18 protein-coding genes are annotated in these 21,474 nt (G+C 57.9%); 15 read left to right on the forward strand and 3 right to left on the reverse strand.

The window, feature by feature from the left end; genetic code table 11:
- Positions 1–65 precede the first annotated feature (65 nt).
- Together CGERO_RS04755 and CGERO_RS04760 are read left to right on the forward strand one after the other, a co-directional pair.
- Positions 66–749 (forward strand): HNH endonuclease family protein, encoded by a 684-nt coding sequence (locus CGERO_RS04755; protein ID WP_123933751.1) that lies wholly within the window; start codon positions 66–68, stop codon positions 747–749.
- A 70-nt stretch (positions 750–819) separates the two neighbouring features.
- A complete protein-coding gene (locus CGERO_RS04760; RefSeq protein ID WP_123933753.1) occupies positions 820–1,677 on the forward strand; it encodes a DoxX family protein in 858 nt (285 codons plus the stop codon).
- Between the two features lie 34 nt (positions 1,678–1,711).
- Here the strand turns inward: CGERO_RS04760 and ilvD are convergent, their stop codons facing one another.
- The 3 genes from ilvD to CGERO_RS04775 are packed head-to-tail and all read right to left on the reverse strand — an operon-like array spanning position 1,712 to position 5,478.
- Positions 1,712–3,550, reverse strand: coding sequence for a dihydroxy-acid dehydratase (gene ilvD / locus CGERO_RS04765; protein WP_123933755.1), 1,839 nt, complete (start codon positions 3,548–3,550; stop codon positions 1,712–1,714).
- Positions 3,547–4,080: a PH domain-containing protein gene (locus tag CGERO_RS04770; RefSeq protein ID WP_123933757.1), complete on the reverse strand. Its 534-nt coding sequence runs from the start codon at positions 4,078–4,080 to the stop codon at positions 3,547–3,549. Before CGERO_RS04770 ends, ilvD begins: the two co-directional genes overlap by 4 nt.
- Positions 4,081–4,092: 12 nt before the next feature.
- Positions 4,093–5,478 (reverse strand): mechanosensitive ion channel family protein, encoded by a 1,386-nt coding sequence (locus tag CGERO_RS04775; protein WP_123933759.1) that lies wholly within the window; start codon positions 5,476–5,478, stop codon positions 4,093–4,095.
- A 294-nt stretch (positions 5,479–5,772) separates the two neighbouring features.
- Here CGERO_RS04775 and CGERO_RS04780 point away from each other — a divergent pair, with 294 nt between their 5' ends.
- The 13 genes from CGERO_RS04780 to CGERO_RS04840 all read left to right on the forward strand — a co-directional run bounded on the left by CGERO_RS04780 (position 5,773) and on the right by CGERO_RS04840 (position 21,416).
- Positions 5,773–7,629, forward strand: a complete 1,857-nt coding sequence (locus tag CGERO_RS04780; protein ID WP_123933761.1) for an acetolactate synthase large subunit — start codon at positions 5,773–5,775, stop codon at positions 7,627–7,629.
- Positions 7,630–7,642: 13 nt separating this feature from the next.
- A complete protein-coding gene (gene ilvN / locus CGERO_RS04785; RefSeq protein WP_123933763.1) occupies positions 7,643–8,161 on the forward strand; it encodes an acetolactate synthase small subunit in 519 nt (172 codons plus the stop codon).
- Between the two features lie 89 nt (positions 8,162–8,250).
- Positions 8,251–9,264: a ketol-acid reductoisomerase gene (gene ilvC / locus CGERO_RS04790; RefSeq protein WP_123933765.1), complete on the forward strand. Its 1,014-nt coding sequence runs from the start codon at positions 8,251–8,253 to the stop codon at positions 9,262–9,264.
- Positions 9,265–9,319: 55 nt separating this feature from the next.
- Entirely contained in the window at positions 9,320–10,201 is an 882-nt protein-coding gene (locus CGERO_RS04795) for a cation diffusion facilitator family transporter (RefSeq protein WP_123933767.1), read from the forward strand.
- A 10-nt stretch (positions 10,202–10,211) separates the two neighbouring features.
- Entirely contained in the window at positions 10,212–12,002 is a 1,791-nt protein-coding gene (locus CGERO_RS04800; RefSeq protein ID WP_123933769.1) for a GmrSD restriction endonuclease domain-containing protein, read from the forward strand.
- A 22-nt stretch (positions 12,003–12,024) separates the two neighbouring features.
- Positions 12,025–13,554, forward strand: a complete 1,530-nt coding sequence (locus CGERO_RS04805) for a hypothetical protein (protein WP_123933771.1) — start codon at positions 12,025–12,027, stop codon at positions 13,552–13,554.
- 159 nt (positions 13,555–13,713) lie between these two features.
- A complete protein-coding gene (gene serA / locus CGERO_RS04810; RefSeq protein WP_123935949.1) occupies positions 13,714–15,306 on the forward strand; it encodes a phosphoglycerate dehydrogenase in 1,593 nt (530 codons plus the stop codon).
- 122 nt (positions 15,307–15,428) lie between these two features.
- Positions 15,429–15,977, forward strand: coding sequence for an OsmC family protein (locus CGERO_RS04815; RefSeq protein ID WP_123933773.1), 549 nt, complete (start codon positions 15,429–15,431; stop codon positions 15,975–15,977).
- Positions 15,977–17,008 (forward strand): acyl-CoA dehydrogenase family protein, encoded by a 1,032-nt coding sequence (locus CGERO_RS04820; protein WP_123933775.1) that lies wholly within the window; start codon positions 15,977–15,979, stop codon positions 17,006–17,008. Before CGERO_RS04815 ends, CGERO_RS04820 begins: the two co-directional genes overlap by 1 nt.
- 51 nt (positions 17,009–17,059) lie before the next feature.
- Positions 17,060–18,070 carry a 3-isopropylmalate dehydrogenase gene (locus tag CGERO_RS04825; protein ID WP_123933777.1) on the forward strand — a complete coding sequence of 337 codons (1,011 nt, stop codon included), beginning with the start codon at positions 17,060–17,062 and terminating at the stop codon, positions 18,068–18,070.
- Positions 18,071–18,110: 40 nt separating this feature from the next.
- Complete coding sequence (locus CGERO_RS04830; protein WP_123933779.1) at positions 18,111–19,964, forward strand: putative nucleotidyltransferase substrate binding domain-containing protein; 1,854 nt, start codon at positions 18,111–18,113, stop codon at positions 19,962–19,964.
- A gap of 1 nt (position 19,965) precedes the next feature.
- Entirely contained in the window at positions 19,966–20,613 is a 648-nt protein-coding gene (locus tag CGERO_RS04835) for a 3'-5' exonuclease (protein WP_123933781.1), read from the forward strand.
- A gap of 5 nt (positions 20,614–20,618) precedes the next feature.
- A complete protein-coding gene (locus CGERO_RS04840) occupies positions 20,619–21,416 on the forward strand; it encodes a fumarylacetoacetate hydrolase family protein (RefSeq protein ID WP_123933783.1) in 798 nt (265 codons plus the stop codon).
- Positions 21,417–21,474: the final 58 nt, after the last annotated feature.

The raw sequence follows: 21,474 nt of genomic DNA on the forward strand, positions 1-21,474 counted from the left end.
TTCGGGTCAAGGTATAGAACAAGTGTTTGTCTATCCTGGAGGGCATTTGTTAGCTTGAAAGCACCATGCGCACCTTAAACAAACTTTTCCGACTCCTCGGCGCTGTAGTTGTATTCGCGCTGCTCCTGATTGGTGCCAGCGGCTACCTGCACCAGCCACCGAGTGGTGTGCCCAACGCACCAGTGACAGATGGCCAACTGGCCGCACTGGAAGTGCGAGACGAGACTGTGGCTGTGCCTCCTTACGATCGCAGTGCTTTCGGTCAAGCTTGGAGCGACGATGTTGATGTTCCAGGCGGACACAATGGCTGCGATACGCGCAATGACATGTTGCAAAGAGACCTCACCGAAATCACTTTCAAGCCCCGAACGCGCCGGTGCGTGGTGGAAACCGGAGTACTGCGCGATCCTTATTCGGGCTTAATTCACAGGTTCCAAAAAGGAAACCAGACATCTTCACTGGTGCAGATTGACCACGTGGTGGCGCTGGCTGACGCATGGGAATCCGGGGCCTGGGCCTGGGACGAACGTGGCCGGAGAAACTTCGCTAACGATCCGGCAAACCTCCAGGCAACCTTGGGCAGTGAGAACCAAAACAAGAAAGCGAAGACCGCCGATGCATGGCTGCCATCGGATCCTGCCTACGCCTGTGAATATGTGCGGCGGCAAGTGGGGCTCAAGGTGAAGTACCACCTCACCGTGAGTCTGGCGGAACGCGACGCCATGGCACGTGTGCTGCAGCACTGCTAGAAAAAAATTCCGCGCATCTCAGGCGAGTTGAAACCGTGGATAGGAGAGCACTTCACCTACGCTAAACGCTATGAGCAACAAGACCCCCGATCGAGCAAGCGACTTTGATGACATCCCCACCTATGGCGATGATCAAAACACCACCATTTACCGACGTGCAGGACGAGTAGCGCCTCAAAACATTGAGCCGGAGCCAACCCAGGTTTTCGAGCGAGAGCCCGTAGACCGTAGTGCGCCCCTCGCGTCCGACGCGCCTGTCGAGCCTTACGCAGATCAAGACTATGCGCCCACCGGCGCCAATCCAGCAGTACCGGCTGCAGCTTCCACCACCTACCAGTCCGCGGAACACAGTGAGGTAGTAGCTACCGAAACTGAAGTTGAGCAGGCTGCCGCATTGGGCGCGTCCGAGGGAGCCAAGCGCGGGACCATCGATTTTGGCTTGCTTCTTCTCAGAGTCGTGCTCGCGGCATGGCTGCTGTTTGATTCCATCACCGTATTCTTTGGCATCGGCGGGCGCGGGCTGGGTTCGCTCGAAAACGATTTCGGCGCCTACGTGTACCCGAACTTACTGTCCATCGCGATTCCTACCGTCGAATTGGCAGCGGGGGTGTTCCTGCTCTTTGGTCTGCTTACCCCAATCGCGGCAGCTTTGGCGACGGTGGCGACCTCGTTTTTGTTCCTGCACCAGGTATTCCTGGCAAATGGTGAGGCCTTTGCCTCAGCAAAGGACACGCTGTTCTTCTACGCTCTGCTCGCGGCCATTTCCGTGGTGGTGCAATTCACGGGCCCCGGCATTATCTCGCTTGATACCAGCCGCTCCTGGGCACGTCGCCCGTTGGCAAGCTCCTGGTTCTTTGTGATCGCTGCAATAGCGGGAGCCATCGCACTGTGGTGGTTTGGTGCAGCGGTGAATCCAATCCAACAATAAAAAGAAGCGCCCCTCGGGGCGCTTCTTTTTGCTCTTAATCCACCTGGCGCACAGCACCTTTATCGGCAGACGTTGCCATCTTCGCGTAGGCGCGAAGCGCCTTGCTCACCTGTCGCTCACGGTTCGGGGTCCACGGCTTATCGCTGTTGTTCATGGCGTCGCGGCGCGCTGCAATGACTGAATCTTCGAGATCAAGCGATAGCACACGGTTGTGGATGTCGATGGTGATTGGGTCGCCATCCTGCACAAGTCCAATCAGGCCGCCATGAGCCGCTTCCGGCGACATATGGCCCACGGAAAGTCCCGAGGTGCCGCCCGAGAAACGCCCATCGGTGATGAGGGCACACGCTTTACCAAGCCCAGCGCCTTTCAAGAACGAGGTGGGGTGGAGCATCTCCTGCATGCCGGGGCCACCCGCAGGGCCTTCGTAGCGAATGACCACTACATCACCCGGCGACACTTCCTTGTTCAGGATCTTCGATACCGCTTCTTCTTGGCTTTCACACACCAAGGCGGGGCCCGTGAATTTCCAAAGCTCTTCTTCCACGCCGGCGGACTTGACCACAGCGCCGTCGGGGGCAAGGTTGCCGCGCAGGATCACCAGGCCGCCGTCTGCAGAAAAAGCGTGATCGACAGAGTGGATGCATCCATGTTCTTGGTCAGTATCCAGAGACTCCCATCGATTCGATTGCGAGAAAGCCTCGGTGGTGCGCACGCCCCCAGGAGCTGCGTGGAAGAGCTCGAGCGCTTCATCGCTCGCCTTTCCGCCGCGGATGTCCCATTCACCGAGCCATTCATCCACATTAGAGTGGGAGATGGTGTGGACGTTGGTCTCCAATAGGCCTTTACGGTGCAATTCGCCCAAGATGGCGGGGATGCCCCCGGCGCGGTGCACATCTTCGATGTGATAGCTTCCGTTCGGCGCGACTTTCGAGATGCAAGGAATGCGATAGGACAATTCGTCGATATCGCTGAGATCGAAATCTACTTCGCCTTCTTGCGCCGCGGCGAGCGTGTGCAGCACCGTATTGGTTGAGCCACCCATTGCCATGTCCAAAGCCATGGCATTGAGGAATGACTCCTTCGTGGCGACGCTTCGGGGCAGGACCGATGCGTCCTCTTCACCGTAGTAGCGTTCACACAACTTCACGATCATGCTGCCCGCTTGTTCAAACAACGCCTTGCGTGCGGTATGCGTTGCAAGAGTCGTGCCGTTTCCCGGCAATGAAAGACCCAGGGCTTCAGTCAGGCAGTTCATGGAGTTGGCCGTGAACATGCCCGAGCACGATCCGCAGGTGGGGCATGCGGATGCCTCAATGCTTTGGAGATCCGCGTCGCTGATCGCGTCATTCGCGGAGGCGGTAATTGCAGTGATGAGATCGGTGGGGGTGGACGCAACGCCGTCAACCACGACCGCCTTGCCCGCCTCCATTGGGCCACCGGAAACGAAAATTGAGGGGATGTTCAACCGCATGGCGGCGTTGAGCATGCCGGGTGTAATCTTGTCGCAGTTCGAGATGCACACCATCGCGTCGGCGGTATGCGCGTTCACCATGTACTCGACTGAGTCCGCAATGATCTCGCGCGAAGGAAGCGAGTAGAGCATGCCACCGTGCCCCATGGCAATGCCGTCATCGACAGCGATGGTGTTGAACTCTTTTGGCACACCGCCGGCTGCACGCACGGCGTTTGCCACGATGTCGCCCACATTTTTCAAATGTACGTGGCCGGGGACAAACTGGGTATAAGAATTAACGATTGCCACGATGGGCTTGCCAAATTCGTGTTCCTGCGTGCCTGTTGCCCGCCAGAGCGCTCGCGCGCCGGATGCATTCCGGCCTACGGTGGTGACTTTTGATCGGAGAGGAATCATGCTTCGTCCTTTGCTTCTCGACGTTGCCCTGCGGCCCCTTGCTTCGTGGCCTCGTAGTGTGCGTATTCTTCCTTGGTCATGAGTACCTGGCGGCCGTCCTTATGGACCACCGTGACCTTCTCGTCGGCTGCCTTTCGCCCGGCGCTCAGCACGTCGCTGATGCGTCCACGTGACGCCGCTTCGAGCTTAGGAAGGGAGGTGAAGGAAACCGCTGGCAAAACAAACGGATCTCCTTCATTGCGCTGGAGTACCGTCTTGGATCCCTGGAAACCGATACCTTGAATTTCCTCCCAGGTGGCAGACTGCTTGCCTTTGAAGAGGTAATGGGCGGTGATGCCTCGTTCCGACACCACAGTTTTTGCCTTGAACACCCAGATGATGAACAACACGGGAAAGATCATCACCCAGCCCAAAAGGAGCGGTTTGGCGCTAATGCCGATGAGCAGGATGCAGATCATGATGCCCGCTGCGAGCAGGTGTGTGCGATCCGGTTTAAATTCTTGAGTTGCTGGCTGTGCTTGCTCGCTCATAACCAAAGGATTCTAGCGCAGCACGTCCAAAGGACTTTCTTCCGTGCTTTCGGGGGTACTGGTGGTGGGTTCGGGGGAGTTACTTGGAACCTGGCTGCTCGGTACTGGGGTTTGTGTATTTTCAGGCACCGCCGTGGTGGTGTTTGGCACGGGGGTGGGAGTTTGAGGAGTACTGCGCGCGGGGCTCGGTGGCTCACTGGAACTTTGGAAGCGCTCTGGCGCCAATATCCCAACTGAACCGTCGTAGTTCTTATCGTCGGGGGACCAGGTCAGACCCTTGAAGATGAGGAGCACAACAAGTCCCCCGAGCAGCATGGCCGTAGAGAGTCGAGTTTTGCCGCCGCCGGTAATTACTCTGCGCCAGCCGGTGTACGGCTGGATTTCGTTGTAGCGCGTCAGTGAGACCGTGGCGTCATCTTCGTTCGCTGGGTCTTCGTGTCCCTCAACTCGTTCCAGAGAGTTCTGCACGCTTTGCTGTGGGTGGGAATCAGATGACTCACTTGGGGTTTGCGCGTTTTCAGCGGTTTGGAAGTCTTCAGCGAATGCGCCGCTAAGCGTCGGTGCGGATCCGTATTCGCGCCAGAATTCGTTGATGATCTCGGTGCGGATGGCACGTTCGACGAACCACTGGGTGCCGGGTTGAACTTGCACAACGAAGCGCATGTCCGCCGTCCACGGCATGCCAACGGTTGACGGCGGATTCACGGCAAGATTGGGGTGGACGTCCAACTCGCCCATTACCTTTTCGGCAACCTCTGGTTGCTTCAGTGCAATTTGTGCAGCTTGCCCGGCCCTGTCGATTGCCTCATAGATTGAGTGGGATCCGAGCAGTGGAACGGAGACTTTGCACACTGCCTTCGACCAATAATTCGAGCTATTGACGCAGACACCGGCCTTTGAATTGGGCACGATGACTGTTTCTTCCGCCAGTGTTCGGATTCGGGTGGCGCGCATGGTGATTTGGATGACGGTGCCTTCAACTGTGGCTGCTCCACCTTCGAAGCGGACCCAGTCCCCGACGCCGAATTGGCGCTCGCTGAGGATGAAAAATCCGGCGAGGAAGTCGGCGATGATGGATTGGGCACCTAAACCAATGGCTGCAGATGCCGCAGTAGCAGGAATTGCCGCGCCAGCGAGTGAAAAGCCGAGTTGCTGAAGGATGAACACAAACAGCACGAAATAGGCAACGAGTTGGGCGATGTAGACGGCAACACCGGCAAAAGCCAGGTGAGTCTTCGATTCTTTGTCGTTCTGATCGATTACCTTTCTTTCCACGATGCGCATGGCGAGGCGACCTGCTCGAGGCACGAGGAACAACAGGATGATCAGCATCCCGAGGTCGAATCCGGTATCGACCATCCAGATCCAGAATTTCTGTAGAAGATAAGTCAGCGGCATGAGCCCGACTATAACCCCGCTAAAGACGGCCCGGGGGTAGCCTGGATCACGTTTTGTCCACGTGGGACGCGGTCCAGGGGGTAGTCCTGGGGGAGGAATCTTGCACTGCGGTGCGGCTGTGTAAAATGACCTTCGTGAACATTCTTCGACTTGTAGTAATTACCGAACGGCGCCTGCCGTAGCGGCCTGCAAGTCGTAACGCCAGACGCCCTCGCCAGCACAAGCTGAAGCGGGGGTTTTGTCGTTTGATCAGGGTGCTCACCTACACCGAAATGTGAGAAGGAGCTTGAAGTCGTGGCAGCCCCAAACAAGCCCACAACACCGAGTCCGGCATTACTTGCCGCACGTCGGAAAGCACAGCAACCCCAAAAGATGACCGGCGCCGAGGCTGTGGTGCGTTCCCTGGAGGAACTGGGCACCGACATGGTCTTCGGTCTGCCAGGCGGCGCGGTGCTCCCGCTTTATGACGCCTTGTACGAGGCGGAGAATTTGCGCCACGTCCTTGTTCGTCACGAACAAGGGGCGGGCCATGCGGCAACGGGATATGCGCAGGTTACTGGCCGTGTCGGCGTATGTATCGCTACATCCGGGCCGGGCGCTACCAACTTGGTCACGCCCATTGCTGATGCCTACCTCGATTCGGTACCTCTGGTGGCGATTACTGGTCAGGTTGGGCGAAGCCTCCTCGGATCGGATGCGTTCCAGGAGGCGGATGTGCGTGGCATTACCATGCCGGTGACGAAGCACAATTTCATGATCACCTCCCCGGACGAGATTCCGCAGGCGATTGCCGAGGCTTTCCACTTGGCGAGCACCGGCAGGCCGGGCCCGGTGCTTGTAGATATCCCGAAAGATATCCAGGCCATGGAGATGGAGTTCCAGTGGCCCCCGACCATTGACTTGCCCGGCTACCGTCCCGTGCTCACTCCGCACAATCGCCCCATCGAGCAAGCTGCCCGCATGATCGCTGAATCTCAGCGACCGGTGCTCTATATCGGCGGCGGTGTGATTAAAGCGAATGCCTCGGAGGAGCTCAAGGAACTCGCTGAGCACATGGGGATTCCAGTGGTGACCACGCTCATGGCGTTAGGTGCCTTCCCGGATTCTCACGAGCTGCACATGGGCATGCCTGGTATGCACGGCTCGGTGCCCGCGGTGGGGGCGATGCAGCGTTCCGATCTGCTCATTACTATTGGCGCGCGTTTTGACGATCGCGTCACCGGTGCCGTCGATAGTTTCGCGCCGGATGCCAAGGTGATTCATGCAGATATTGATCCGGCAGAAATTGGCAAGATCCGCGTTGCCGATGTTCCGATCGTCGGTGACGCCGCCGAGGTCTTACGTGCACTACTCGAGACCTCGAAACAATTGGATCTGAAGCCGCCGAAGATTGATCGCTGGCGCAAGTACCTAGCCAATTTGAAAGAAAAGTTCCCCCGCGGGTGGGATGAGAGCGATGACGGGTTGTTGGAGCCCCAGGCAGTTATCCGCGCGATCGCGCAACATTCCGCCGAGGACGCGATTTATTGCGCCGGAGTTGGCCAGCACCAAATGTGGTGCGCGCAATTCCTCGACTTTGAGCAACCACGCAAGTGGCTCAACTCAGGTGGCCTTGGCACGATGGGCTACAGCGTTCCTGCGGCAATGGGGGCCAAGGCGGGTGCGCCGGATACCGAGGTGTGGGCCATTGATGGCGACGGCTGTTTCCAGATGACGAATCAGGAGCTCACCACCTGCACGGTTGAGGGATTCCCCATCAAGATTGCCGTGATTAACAATGGCAACTTGGGCATGGTTCGTCAGTGGCAGACGCTGTTCTACAACGGTCACTATTCCAACACGAAGTTGCGCGAGCAGGATCATTACATGCCGGACTTCGTAGGGCTAGCGGAGGCACAGGGTTGCGTTGCCATTCGTGTGACCAAGGAGGAAGAGATCGTTCCCGCGATTGAAAAGGCACGCTCGATCAACGATCGGCCTGTGTTGATCGACTTCATCGTCGGTCAGGACGCCCAGGTGTGGCCGATGGTGGCCGCAGGTAACTCCAACTCTGAGATTGAGTATGCGCGCGATTTGCGCCCGCTTTTCGACGACGAAGAGTCCGCAGCAGTAGAACTGTCCGAAATCGACGACGCCATCGAGCAAGCCTAGGAGGGCGGATCACATGACAAATCCAGAAGTTTCCAGGCATATTCTTTCGGTACTGGTGAAAGACTCCGATGGCATCATCTCTCGCGTGGCGGCCATGTTCTCGCGGCGTGGTTTTAGCCTGGTGTCCATCGTTTCGGGCATTACTGAACAGCCAGGGATCAATAGGCTTACTATCGTGGCGGATGCTGACGAAAACACTATCGAGCAGATTACGAAGCAGCTCAATAAGTTGGTACCTGTTTTGAAGGTGGTGCGCCTTGATCAGGACACGACGGTTGCACGCGGCCTCATGATGGTGAAAGTTTCCGCGGATGCCAACAATCGCCCGCAGGTCGTTGACGCAGCGAACATCTTCCGCGCGCGTGTGGTCGACGTAGCCCCGGAATCGGTGGTGATTGAAGCCACCGGAACGAAGGGGAAGCTCAGGGCACTCTTGGACGTATTGGAGCCCTTCGGTATTCGCGAACTGATATCTTCTGGCCAGATTGCGCTTTCCCGCGGTCCGAAGACAATGGCTCCGGGAAACCGGTAAGAATCCCATAAAATGGGACGAAAGTGCTTTCTTTGTCTCATAGATTGATATATGATGATCCGGAAAGCGAAAAAAGAAAGGTGATAGCTGTGGCTATTGAAATCTTGTACGACGCGGACGCTGATCTGTCTTTGATTCAGGGGCGTAAGGTTGCTGTGGTGGGTTACGGTTCCCAGGGGCACGCCCACGCCATGTGCCTGCGCGACTCCGGAGTTGAGGTCGTGATCGGTCTGCGTGAAGGCTCGAAATCTGCGGATAAGGCCCGCGAGGCTGGTTTTGAGGTCAAGTCCAATGCCGATGCCGCTGCTTGGGCAGACGTGGTGATGATCCTGGCGCCCGACACCTCAATTCCAAAGATTTACAACGAAGACATCGCCCCGAACCTGAGCGACGGAAACGCCATTCTCTTTGCGCACGGCTTGAACATTCACTTCGACCTAATCGAACCGGCCAACAACATCACCGTCGCCATGGTCGCTCCGAAGGGGCCCGGCCACTTGGTGCGGCGCCAGTTTGTCGACGGCAAGGGTGTGCCCTGCTTGATTGCGGTTGATCAGGACCCCAAGGGCGAGGGCAAAGAATTGGCACTGTCCTACGCAGCGGCTATCGGCGGTGCGCGTGCTGGCGTGATTCCCACTTCCTTCCGCGAGGAAACTGAGACAGACCTCTTTGGCGAGCAGGCAGTGTTGTGTGGTGGCCTGGAATACCTGATGATGGCCGGGTTCGAGGTCCTTACCGAGGCGGGCTACGCACCGGAGATGGCCTACTTTGAGGTGCTGCATGAGATGAAGCTCATCGTGGACCTGGTGTGGGAAGGTGGATTGTCCAACATGAACTACTCCATCTCTGAGACCGCGGAGCTTGGTGGGTATGTTGCTGGTCCTCGTATCATCGACGAAGGTGCGAAGCAGCGCATGAAGGAAGTGCTGGCCGACATTCAGTCGGGCAAATTCGTGCAGAACATGGTCAAGGATGTTGAGGATGGTCAGCCCGAGCTCAAGCGCATGCGTGAGGAAGTTGCATCGCACCCGATTGAGAAGACCGGCGCGAAATTGCGCGACCTCATGAGCTGGGTGAAGAACCCGATCACGGAGACTGCCTAAACCCGTATTTTCATTAAGGGTTCAATAAGTGTGTCATTGGCGCTACACTAGCGCTATGCATACCCACGAACACCACGGTGGCGCGAAATCCCTCAGCCTAGCGTTGGGGGTGACCGCCACCATTTTCTTTGTGGAACTTATCGGTGGCGCGCTCGCTGGTTCGCTCGCGCTGATGTCGGATGCTATGCATATGCTCTCGGACTCCACAGGTCTCGTGGTGGCTCTGGTTGCAACACTGATTGCTCGGCGAGCGGCGGATGCCAAATCGACCTACGGTTACAAAAGGCTAGAAGTATTCGCCGCCATGCTGAATGCGGCGACAGTGGTGGGAGTCTCCATTTGGATTGTCCTGGAAGCATTCCACCGACTGGGGGATGGGATCCAAGTAGACGCCGGCACCACCTTGATCATCGGCGTGATCGGATTAGTCGCCAATGTGCTCAGCGCCTCGGTATTGCACCGCGACAAAGACCAAAACTTGAACGTCGAGGGTGCGTACCTCCACGTGCTGGTCGACCTCTTCGGCTCGATTGCGGTGATCGTGTCCTCGGCATTGATGATGCTCGGATGGATGTGGGCAGATACTGTGGCCTCGCTCATGATTGCTGCGCTGATTTTTCCGCGAGCTGTGCAGTTGCTGATGAAGTCCATGAACGTGCTGATGGAGCGGGTGCCTTCTGATGTTGATCTGGCCAGCATCGAGCAGCGTATGCTGGAGATTCGGGGCGTGGAGGCGATCCACGATCTGCATGTATGGAGCCTCGATGGAAATGAGGCGTTGGCAACCTGCCACGTGGTCGTCGAAAAGCATATGGGCGATTGTGGGATATTAGACAGCGTACAAGCGGCGCTGAAAGAGCAGGGTGTGGGGCATTCCACCATACAAATTGAGCTTTCGCAGCATCGCTCGCACGAGGATGTGTGCCAACCCCGCTAAACTCGGTCGCATGGGTTTTAGTACGCCAAGTTACGACCTCATCGATATTTTCAACCGAATCGACCGAGGTGATCTGCAACTTCCAGACTTCCAGCGCGACTACCGTTGGGACGTCGACCGCATCAGGTCGCTGCTGGTGACGGTGCTTCGCGGGTATCCAATCGGGACTCTTATGGCTCTCGATACCCGTAACGCGCCGCTGCGATTCCGTCCACGGGCACTTCAGGGGGCGCCGGACACTGGTGTGGCTCCCGGCCTCTTGCTTCTCGACGGCCAACAGCGCATTACTTCGTTGTATCAGTGCCTTCGGGGTGACGGTTTAGTTCACTCGGTGGATCTGCGCAATAAGAAGGCAAAGCGTCGCTTCTACGTGGACATTCACCGGGCGGTGGAAGAAGAAGTCATGCCCGACGAAGCTGTCATTTCCGTCGACGAGAACGGCCGGGTGCGCTCCCACTTTGCGCAAGGTTTCCCCGAGGTGATCACACCCGAAAATGCCATCGATGCAGGATTGATTCCTGTGCACGCACTGCTTACAGACGAAGGCTCCGACATGCTCTTCGATCTTGCAGGGCGATCGGATGAGGCTCAGCGTGAGCGCACGAAGCGCTTCCACAACGCGGTGCTGCGCCCGCTAGTTCGCTACGCGGTGCCGATGACGCGCCTGGATCGTGAGACCGCGCAAGAAGGTATTGGCTCGATCTTCGCCCAGGCCAATGCTCACGGTTTGCAGATGGACGTGTTCGAGTTGCTGACCGCAGTGTTTGCAGCCGAGGATCCTCAGTTCAAATTGCAGGAGGATTGGGCAAAAACCGAATCAGTGCTGCGCCGCTATCCCGCTCTCGACGGTATATCAAAGACCGAGTTCCTGACCGCCGTGGCCCTCTACATCACCGCGCGCAAGGGACACTCCAGTGGGCAGCGCGAGGCCATCCTCTCGCTGACACTTTCCGAATACAAAGACGCGGCGGAAAAGATGCGCGCCGCGTTCCACGAAGCAGCCAATTACATGCGCCAGCGCTGTATTCTGACGACTTCGCAGGTGCCTTACACCCAGCAGCTCATTCCGTTGGCCGCCATCATCGCGGTGCTCGCGGAAGACGTGCACACGATGGCGGCGCAAGAGTCCTGGGACCGCCTCAATCGGTGGTTCTGGTGTGGGGTGTTCGGCGAGCTTTACGGATCTCCTGCTGTGACCATCCGCATGGGGCAAGACGTAGACGAATTGGCAGCGTGGATCCGCCACGAACGTGAAGAACTTCCCGCCTCCATCCGAGGCGCGCGCTTCGTGGAATCGCGATTGCTTTCTGCTGGGCCTGATTCAGGCCTTTATAAGGGTATCTATGCCCTGCTCGAGGGCAGGGGAGCGCGCGATTGGCGTACGGGCACCAAAATTGACCAACATACCGCTCCACAGTTGGGTGTCCATTTCCGGCCCATCTTCCCCCTGACGTGGTGTGAAGAAAATGGCATATCTCCGGTGCTTGCGCATTCGGTGCTGAACCGAACCCCGATGGGGCGCAGGACGTATGTGATGGTGGAAGAGAGCTCTCCGGCTCGCTACCTCTATCGTGTGCAGTCCAAATCCTTGATGGATGACGCCGAATTCGACGAAGTGCTGGCGAGCCACTACCTGGATCCACACCTACTCTTCAGTGCTAACGCTGAGGCATTCTTCAATGATCGCCGTCGCAAGCTATTGTGCATGATCGAAGAAGCCATGGGCACCGAGGCGCTGCACGACGTCAATGAGTCGGATCTGCACGGCGGAGAGGAAGGCCCTGGCGCGTTTGACGCCTAGACATCGGAAGGACTGGCCGCCCTTGAAAACGCTTCGCGCCCTTATTGCGAGCTTGCTACTGCTCAGCGCCTGTACCTTTGGGCCCGAAGCGCCGCAAAACTACGAGCAAGCTCTGGAGCAGGCGCGCGCGGAGAATCTGAACCACCACGCGTCTACTGATTTTGAACCGACGCCACAGGTGGTAGGCGATCCATACGGTGATGGGGTGGCAGCATCCCAGCGCTTCTTCGACGCCTCGGATACCCTGATTATCTCCGATGACGAGATTCACTCGCAGTTGCGCGCTGCATCTGTGGCGGTTGTGAGCCACTCACCGATGGTGACGATGCGCGATGGGAACCGCGCATCGGTTCTCAATGAGATTGACCGGCTCAAGGCTCGCTACGTGCTCTTGGTTGGGCAGGTCAATATCGCCACCACGAGTGGGGACACCACCGTTATCCAAGACCCAGGAACCAAGAAGTCGTTGGGCGACCTCACGGCGCTGCAATTCACTCCAACGCCCGTTTACGATCGAACAAGCGTGACCGAAGCCATTGCTCACCTCGAGGCGGATCGGGCAGAACTATTAGTGCCCGAATGGCCCGGAGTGGGGGAGGCACCCCAGGCGTCCAAAGCAAACACGCAAGTGAACCAGGGTTTTCCCGGGCAATCCAAGCGCGATGCGGAGCAAACTCCGCTGGTGATCGCCAGCCCCGAATCCTCCATCGCCGCAACGGCCACGGCGCGTGCTTATGGTGCTGGAGTGAAAGTGATGCCCTATCCGGATCCGCGCTTTGACGCCGATACCACTCTTGCTGTAGCGGGCTTGTCCGATGAGCCACTAATTGCCCTTGGCTCGCAGTTCGGCACCAAAGAACAGTTAAGCCAGCGCATCCTCATGGCAGAAAAAATCCGCCAGTGGCTGCCGAATGATCGTGGGATCGTGTTCAGTAGAGAACCGATCTACATCGAGGCTCCACAGTGGATCAAAGCCAGTACATTGATCGACGGTGAATCGTTCTTGGCTAACCGGGATCGGGCACTCGAGTGGGCAGAAACCTTGCACAAGCGCAAACAATTCGGTGTTTTGGTGTTTGAACCGGGCAAGGAGAACGTCGCCCAGCAGGTGTCGAAATTCGATGAGGTGCTGGCGCTGCCGAATATCGGCGTCGCCGTGGATACGTCGAAAAGCTTCCCGAAGGCCGAAGGTGATGGGTATGTAGAAAGCCAGGCAGTGAACGCTGTGGCAAAGGTGTTGGCTTCGGCGGTGGAGGAACACCAATTGGCGCAAAAGCCGCTGCTCATCATCGCCCAAGAGGCTGGGCAAATCCACCACACCGAAAGCCTCAATACCAACTTCCCGCAAGTGGCGCTGTCCTTAGCAGTTGACGTCCGTGGGGACGGGACCATCAGCGCGGTTAAAGAACACTTTGAGCGTGTGTACATGCGGAATCAAGGCTGGTCAGCGTCACTTTTCCGCGATGGCAGCTTCATTGATGGTGGTACTGATCGGCTTTTGGAATCGGAGGAGCTGCGCCCACAGCCGCTTTTTGCACTCATTGGCTACTAACAAAAGTACGTCGTTGCCCCCTCCAAAATCGGGTAGCCGCTAGTAGGTGTCGGGCTACACTACAAATGCTGCGCGCCGAGAAGCAGGCGCGGGCTCGTTGTGTGGGGCGCGGTCGTGCCAAACATGACGGACGATGCGAAAGCACTCCAGGAGAAAATCGTGAGCCTTGAAGGCCGCCCTGTCGTTCTAATTGCAGATAAGCTCTCTCAGTCCACCGTTGATGCGTTGGGGGATTCCGTCGAGGTTCGTTGGGTTGATGGACCAAACCGCGAGGCCCTGCTTGAAGCTGTGGTCGACGCTGACGCACTGCTCGTGCGTTCCGCCACCACTGTGGATAAAGAGGTATTGGAAGCAGCACCCAAGCTCAAGATTGTTGGTCGCGCTGGCGTTGGCTTAGACAATGTCGATATTGCCACCGCCACCGAACGGGGCGTGATGGTGGCAAATGCTCCCACCTCCAATATTCATTCGGCATGTGAGCACGCAATCTCGCTGCTGCTGTCAACTGCCCGCCAAATTCCCGCGGCTGATAAGACGCTGCGCGATGCGCAGTGGAAGCGCTCATCCTTCTCGGGCGTTGAGATTTTTGGCAAAACTGTGGGCATCGTGGGTTTCGGCCACATCGGTCAGCTCTTCGCGCAGCGCCTGGCGGCGTTCGACACCACGATCATCGCCTACGACCCATACGCAAATCCCGCCCGTGCAGCCCAACTCGGCGTCCAGTTGGTCTCGCTGCAGGAGCTCATGCAGCGCTCTGATTTCGTTACTATCCACCTGCCGAAGACTAAAGAAACTGCCGGCATGTTCAACGCCGAGCTGCTAGCGAAGGCGAAGCAGGGGCAAATCATCATCAACGCTGCGCGCGGTGGGCTTGTCGACGAGCAAGCGCTCGCTGATGCCATCACCTCGGGCCACATCCGGGGTGCAGGCTTCGATGTTTTTGCTTCGGAACCCTGCACCGATTCGCCATTGTTCGCGTTGGAACAGGTAGTGGTTACGCCCCATCTTGGTGCTTCCACCGTCGAGGCACAGGATCGCGCCGGCACCGACGTAGCCGCTTCGGTACTGAAGGCCCTTGCGGGAGAATTCGTGCCCGATGCTGTGAACGTGGCCGGCCAGGTAGGCGAAGAGGTTGCAATGTGGCTGGATCTTGCGCGCAAGCTCGGCCTCGTTGCGGGCAAGCTGCTCGACGAGGCTCCAGTGTCCATCGAGGTGGAGGCGCGCGGCGAGCTTTCTAGCGAAAACATCGACGTGCTTGGTCTGGCTGCACTGCGTGGTCTTTTCTCCGGCTTCTTGGAGGAGCAAGTGACCTTCGTGAATGCTCCGAGCATTGCCAAGGAGCGCGGTGTCGCCGTGGAGGTGTCCACTCATTCTGAGTCGAAGACGCACCGCTCCGTGCTTGAGGTGCGCGCGGTGGCAGCAGATGGAACTCATGCATCCGTGATCGGTGCGTTGACTGGCCTGAACGGCGTGGAGAAAATCGTCCGCATCAATGAGCGCGGTTTGGACCTCCGTGCGCGCGGCTACAACCTGTTCTTCCAGTACAGCGACGCGCCAGGAGCGCTTGGCAAGGTCGGTACCAGGTTGGGCGCCGAGGGCATTAACATCGATGCCGCTGCACTTTCGCAGGACGCTGAGGGGGATGGCGCCACGCTGATCCTGCGAGTGGATCGCGAAGTTCCAGAAAGCTTGCTCGCATCAATCGGTGAAGAAATTCAGGCGGAGTTCTTCGCCGTTGATTTCGAAGCCTAGAAGAGAACGCCGCTAACGCGGCGTTTCTTTTTACGTGAATAAAATAGACCGCTCAGTATGGTGTTGGCAGACTAAACGTGCTAGCTTGGGCGTACAAGTTACCGAGTTTGAAGGAGCATTGCATGTCTGATCTCACCCCGAATCACAATCCCGGCGAGGCTCTGGAGCCCATTGACGCAGAGCGTCTGGCAAGTCTTGCTCAAAAGAACCAGGAAAACCCCGCAGGCGGAAAGAAGCAGATTAAGACCCACACAGAGGCGGATGGGCAGTTCCGCAACTACACCCAGATCCGCGATTTGGAGCCGGTGCTCGTCGCCGAGCCTCCACAGTTGCTCGGAGATAACGCTGCAGGCAACCCCACCGAGGTGGCTCAGGCGGCATTGGCTTCGTGCATCTCCGTTGGCATCCAGGCCATTGCCACGCACCGTGGCGTGACGCTGACCAGGATCGCCATCGACATTGAATCCGACATTGATATTTCTGCTGTGTGGGGCGTTGGTGATCTGGACGAGGACAAGCGCACTGGCGTGTCCGACGTTCGCGTCAAGATCGAACTTGAGGGAGACGCTGACCGCGAGACGCTTGACAAGATCCAACGCGATGCAGTGAAGTGGTCGCCTGTGGTCAACACCTACACCCGCCCCGCTAATCTCACCTCCGAGCTGGTCTAATGGCGCTCCCAGTAGATCTTGCCCAGCTCGTTGCGCAGCGCGCGAAGGCTGTAGATAAAGGTGAGCTCAGTGCGAATTATTTGGTTCAGCACCTGGCGGAGCGAGAGCTATTGCAGGTGGTTAATAATCACCCGGACAAGCTCTTAACTCTGGTTCGTCTGATCCGCGACGTGGCCGAACTAGACCTTTCTGCAGCTTTTAGCCTGTGGGCTCAATCTATGGCTATTGAGTATCTTGCACAGGCCGACACGGACTACGCCCGCGAGGTGCTTCCGGTTCTCTTGCGCGGTGAGCGTCCCGGTGTAACGGGCATGGCCTCCGTGTTTAAGCAGGCGGCGGGTTGTGGCGATATTGAACTCCAGGCAACGCCTGTAAAAGGCGGTTATGAAGTCAGCGGCGTACTGCGCTGGGCTTCAAATCTGGTTGAGGATTCGCTGGTAGTGACCGGCGCGGTTGCCGACGGCCCCCTGGTCTTCGCCATCGACGCCAGCGCTCCCGGTGTGAGCCTTGGCAAGCCATTTGGTCTCCTCGGACTGAATGCTACGGCGTCAACTTCGCTGGAATTTGATCGCGCATTTGTTCCAGAGCGTCAGGTTCTCGCTACGGATCTGCAGGGCTTTGCGCGTTCAGTTCGTCCCACCTTTGTGTTGTTGCAAACGTCAGAGTGTTTGGGGCTGGCGCACACCGCCGCGCAAGAGGCTACGAAGCGGCTTGAGGGTGTTAATGGTGTTTTTGCGTCCGAGGTTCAGGCGATCAACGAGCACATTGCCTCCCTGGTGGAACATCAGGAGGAGCTGAGCCGGGGCGTCGAAAAGCAGGTGGATCCCGTGGCGTTGATTGAGTTGCGATTGGCGGCGGCGCAGGCTGCGGCTTCGGCAACTCAGTTGGAAGTGCGTGTTGCCGGTGGTGCTGGTTATGCTCAGCATTCGCCTGCGTCCAGGCGCTTCCGCGAGGCGGCATTTTTGCCCGTCCAGTCACCGAGCGAGGCTCAATTGCGCTGGGAGTTGGATCGCGCCCGCGAGGCAGCCTAGCTGTGATACACTGCCGCTAAGTTCACCTAGTGGGAATTGGAGTTCCATACAATGAAACTGGCAGTGATTGGCGGCGACGGTATCGGTCCGGAGGTTACGGCGGAGGCTCTCAAGGTGCTTCGAGCCGTTCGTGGTGACGTCGAGGTCACCGAATATGACCTCGGCGCACGGCGTTACCTGCGGAATGGGGAACTGCTCACGGAGGCGGATCTGGAATCGCTGCGCGAACACGACGCGATCCTTCTGGGGGCCATCGGCGCGCCCAAGGACGTGCCCCCGGGGGTTCTGGAGCGAGGTCTTTTACTGAAGATGCGCTTCGAGTTGGACCATCATGTGAACTTGAGGCCGTCCAAGTTGTACCCGAGCGCCGAATCTCCTCTGGCGAACCCGGGGGACATCGATTTCGTCGTGGTTCGAGAGGGGACCGAGGGTCTCTATTGCGGCAATGGGGGCACTCTTCGTGAAAATACCGAACACGAGGTAGCCTCTGAGGTTTCCCAAAACACCCGCTATGGGGTGGAAAGGGTAGTGCGCGACGCCTTCCAGCGGGCTCAATCACGCCGGAAGCATCTCACCCTCGTACACAAGACCAACGTATTGGTACACGCAGGGAGACTCTGGCAGCGCACGGTAGATGCGGTGGCGAAAGAATTTCCTGACGTGAGCGTTGAGTATCACCACATCGATGCAGCGACGATCTACATGGTCACGGACCCATCGCGCTATGACGTGATCGTTACGGATAATCTCTTTGGCGATATTCTCACGGACTTGGCAGGTGCTATCACCGGCGGGATTGGCCTTGCTGCTTCGGGAAATATTGACGCCACGGGAAAGAACCCCTCAATGTTCGAGCCCGTGCACGGCTCTGCCCCCGATATTGCAGGCAAGGGCATCGCAGACCCTGCAGCGGCTATTTTGAGCGTTGCATTAATGTTGCGACACCTCGGCGACGAAGACAATGCCGAAAAGATTGAGGCCGCAGTGGAGCATGAAGTGCGCAGCCGTGGCACAGTCCGAACAGAGGAAGTCGGCGACAGAATCGCTGCTTCCCTGCGCTAAAACCAAGACACGTGCGCGGGATCACCATTAAGCTGATCCCATGAACGTGGAATTAGTGGAAGTCCAGCATTTTCTTCAGGAGCACGCACCGTTTGCGCAGCTTGATCCGAAACTGCTGGCCAACCTGCCGCCAAACAGCACCATGCGCTATTTCCGGGCTGGTGAAACCATCCTCGACATTGGCGAGCCAAATGAGCATTGCTTTGTTATCCGTTCTGGTGCCGTCGACGTGCTCGATGAGCAAGGCGTGCTGCTTGATCGCCGAGACGCGGGACGGTGTTTTGGTTACTCCACAATTTTTGGCGAAAACTCCTGCCGCTACCAGATGATCAGCGTGGAGGACAGTCTCCTACTGCTTATTCCTCGCGAACCGTTCCTTGCAGTGTGTCGGGAAGATCCAGCTTTTGAGCGCTTCTTTTCCAGCCAGTCAAAACGCATGAGCGCGGCTGCTCAAAGTTTGCGCTCCGATTCCTCTTCGGAGCTGTTGCGCACGCCCCTTGAGCACTTCATGATCCGCGATGCAGCGACGGTGGGGGACGTGTCCATCCGCGAGGCTGCGCAAGTGATGAGCCAGCGCAACGTTTCCTCGCTGCTGATTCTTGAAGATCAACGAGTTGCGGGCATCATCACAGATCGGGACTTGCGAACGAAGGTGGTGGCGCAAGCGAAGGACGTGAACGCAAGCATCTTAGAGATCGCAACGGCCAACCCGGAGTGTGCACGGCCCGAAACAACGGCGCTTGAAGCGATGCTGAGCATGACGGAGCTGGGCATCCATCACCTGCCCGTAGTTGACGCCGAGCAGGGCCTAGTGGGCATCGTTTCTTCCGCCGATATCATGCGCTTGCTGCGTAATGACCCTATGTATATCACTGCAGATTTGGCCGCGCGATCCACCGATGCGGAGCTGAACGAGGCCTATTCCATGGCAAAGGATGTGGCGTTGCGCTTCATTGAGCGGGGCGCAGGCGCGGAGGCAGTGAGCGCGGTGATGACGCTCGCCGCTGACGGTTTGGCACGACGGCTGTGCCAGCTTGCAGAGGGGGAGCTTGGCCCCGCTCCGGTTGAGTACGCGTTCGTGGTGGCAGGCTCCCAGGCGCGAAAGGGAATGGGGCTTGCCTCTGATCAGGACAACTGTCTTGTGCTTTCCGACGCCTACCGCCCCGAACATGAGCCGTACTTCGAGGCACTCGCGCGCCGCGTATGCACCGGGCTGGATGCCGCCGGCCAAGTGTTGTGCCCGGGTGAGATGATGGCCATGAATCCTGAGTGGCGCATGACGCAGTCGGAGTGGATTGGCACGTTCCAGCAATGGATCACGGCACCGGAACCGGAGGCCTTGCTCCATGCTCAGACCTTCTTCGATTTTCGGGCGGTGCATGGCAGCCGGAGTCTCGCCACTGAGGTGCACGCGGCGGCTATTGACATGGCTCAACATTCCGGGCGCTTACACGCACACTTGGCCACATTGGCCGCCAGGCGCGAGCCGCCGCTTGGATTCTTCCGCGGCTTCGTAGTGGAGCGAAGCGGGGAGCATCATCATCAACTGGACCTGAAAAAGGGCGGCATTTATGCGGTGACGCAGCTTGCAAGGCTTTTCGCCATCGCAGGTGGGGTGAGTGAGATTGGAACCCGTCAACGCTTGCAACTGGCGGCACGGGCGGGCAGCGTTTCCGAGCGCGGTGCGCAGGATCTCACGGATGCGTTTGAATTTCTTTCAACCATCGCGTTGCGGCATCAGGCTGAGCAGCTTCGGATGGGGCGGCAGCCCGATTATCACGTCAATCCCAACGAATTGAAGAAGCTGGATCGAGAGCATCTGCGTGATGCCTTTCAGATCATCAAAAATATGCAAAGTGCGTTGAGCACCAAATACCCGGTTCGGAATATCTAAAATGTTTGGATTTTTCCGCGCGAAACCACAGCCCAGCGGCGAACTCGCGCGCCTGCTTGAGCAGCCGTGGCCGGGGTCGTCGACAAGCCTTGACGAGCTCAAATTGCTCGCCGTTGATATCGAGACCACGGGATTCGACGCATCCAAGGATCGCATTATCTCGATCGGTTGGGTGCCGATCGACGGCTTCGAGATCATCTTGGGCGGTGCCGGCTACCACGTGATCCACAGCAATCGATCGGTAGGGGAGTCTGCCACGGTGCATCAGCTTACCGACGCCATGCTGCGCGAAGGGGTGGCGCTGCCGGAGGCCCTGGAGGAGTTCTTTGATGCGCTGCGTGGCCGCGTGATGCTCGCACACTTCGCCAGCCTGGAATCATCTTTTTTGGATGTCGCGTGCCAACGCCATTTCGACGCGCCTCTGCGCGCGCCGGTGGTGGACACTTTCGCGCTTGAGCGGCGGCATATGGAGAGAATGGGTACGTATCCGAGGGGTGAAGATTTGCGCCTGGCCCGGGTGCGGGAGCGCTACGGGCTGCCCTGGTATGGCAACCACAACGCCCTAAGTGATGCTTTGGCCTGCGCAGAGCTGTATTTGGCCTTGTTGCAGAATACGAAGGCGACGAGCTTGAAAGCACTGCTAGGATAGCCTCCATGCGTTTTGGACGAATTGCAACCCCCGAAGGTATGACATTTTGCGTGGTGGAGGGCGATGGCGACGACGCCCTGTGCCGCCAGATCGAAGGCACTCCATTTACTGAACCGAAGTTCACGGGCAAAGAGTGGAAGCTTAGCGACGTTCGCCTGCTTGCACCGATGTTGCCTTCGAAAATCGTGGCGATTGGCCGAAATTATGCAGATCACGTTGCAGAAGTGTTCCAAAAAAGTGCGGAGCACCTGCCTCCAACGCTGTTCCTGAAGCCGCCGACAGCCGTCGTTGGCCCCGGTGCCGCTATCAAAATTCCGGAATTTGCCACCAAGGTTGAATTTGAGGGTGAGCTCGCGCTGGTGATCGGAAAGCCGTGCAAAAATGTCAAGGCTGAGGACTGGAAGCAGGTAGTCCGTGGCTTCACCATCATTAACGACGTGTCCTCCCGCGACCTGCAGTTTGCTGATGGTCAGTGGGCTCGCGCGAAAGGTATTGACACTTTCGCTCCGCTAGGTCCGTGGATTGAGACAGATCTGGATTCCATCGACACCAGCAACCTGCCCATCAAGGCTCACCTCACACACGATGGCGTGACGGAGACGAAGCAGGACTCAAACTCGAACCAGATGATCATGAACTTGGGCGAAATTATCGAGTTCATCACCGCCTCCATGACGCTGCTGCCAGGCGACATTATCTGCACTGGCTCACCGGCCGGTACTGCGGCGATGTTCCCCGGCGATTTCATCGAAATCGAGATCCCTGGCATTGGCAAACTGGGTAATCCGGTAGAGCGCGCCTAAGCGCTGAGGCCCCGCGGTTGGCGGGGCCGTTACTTTGGAGTGGAATTCGAACAACTGT

The sequence above is a fragment of the Corynebacterium gerontici genome, assembly GCF_003813985.1.
GTDB lineage: Bacteria > Actinomycetota > Actinomycetes > Mycobacteriales > Mycobacteriaceae > Corynebacterium > Corynebacterium gerontici.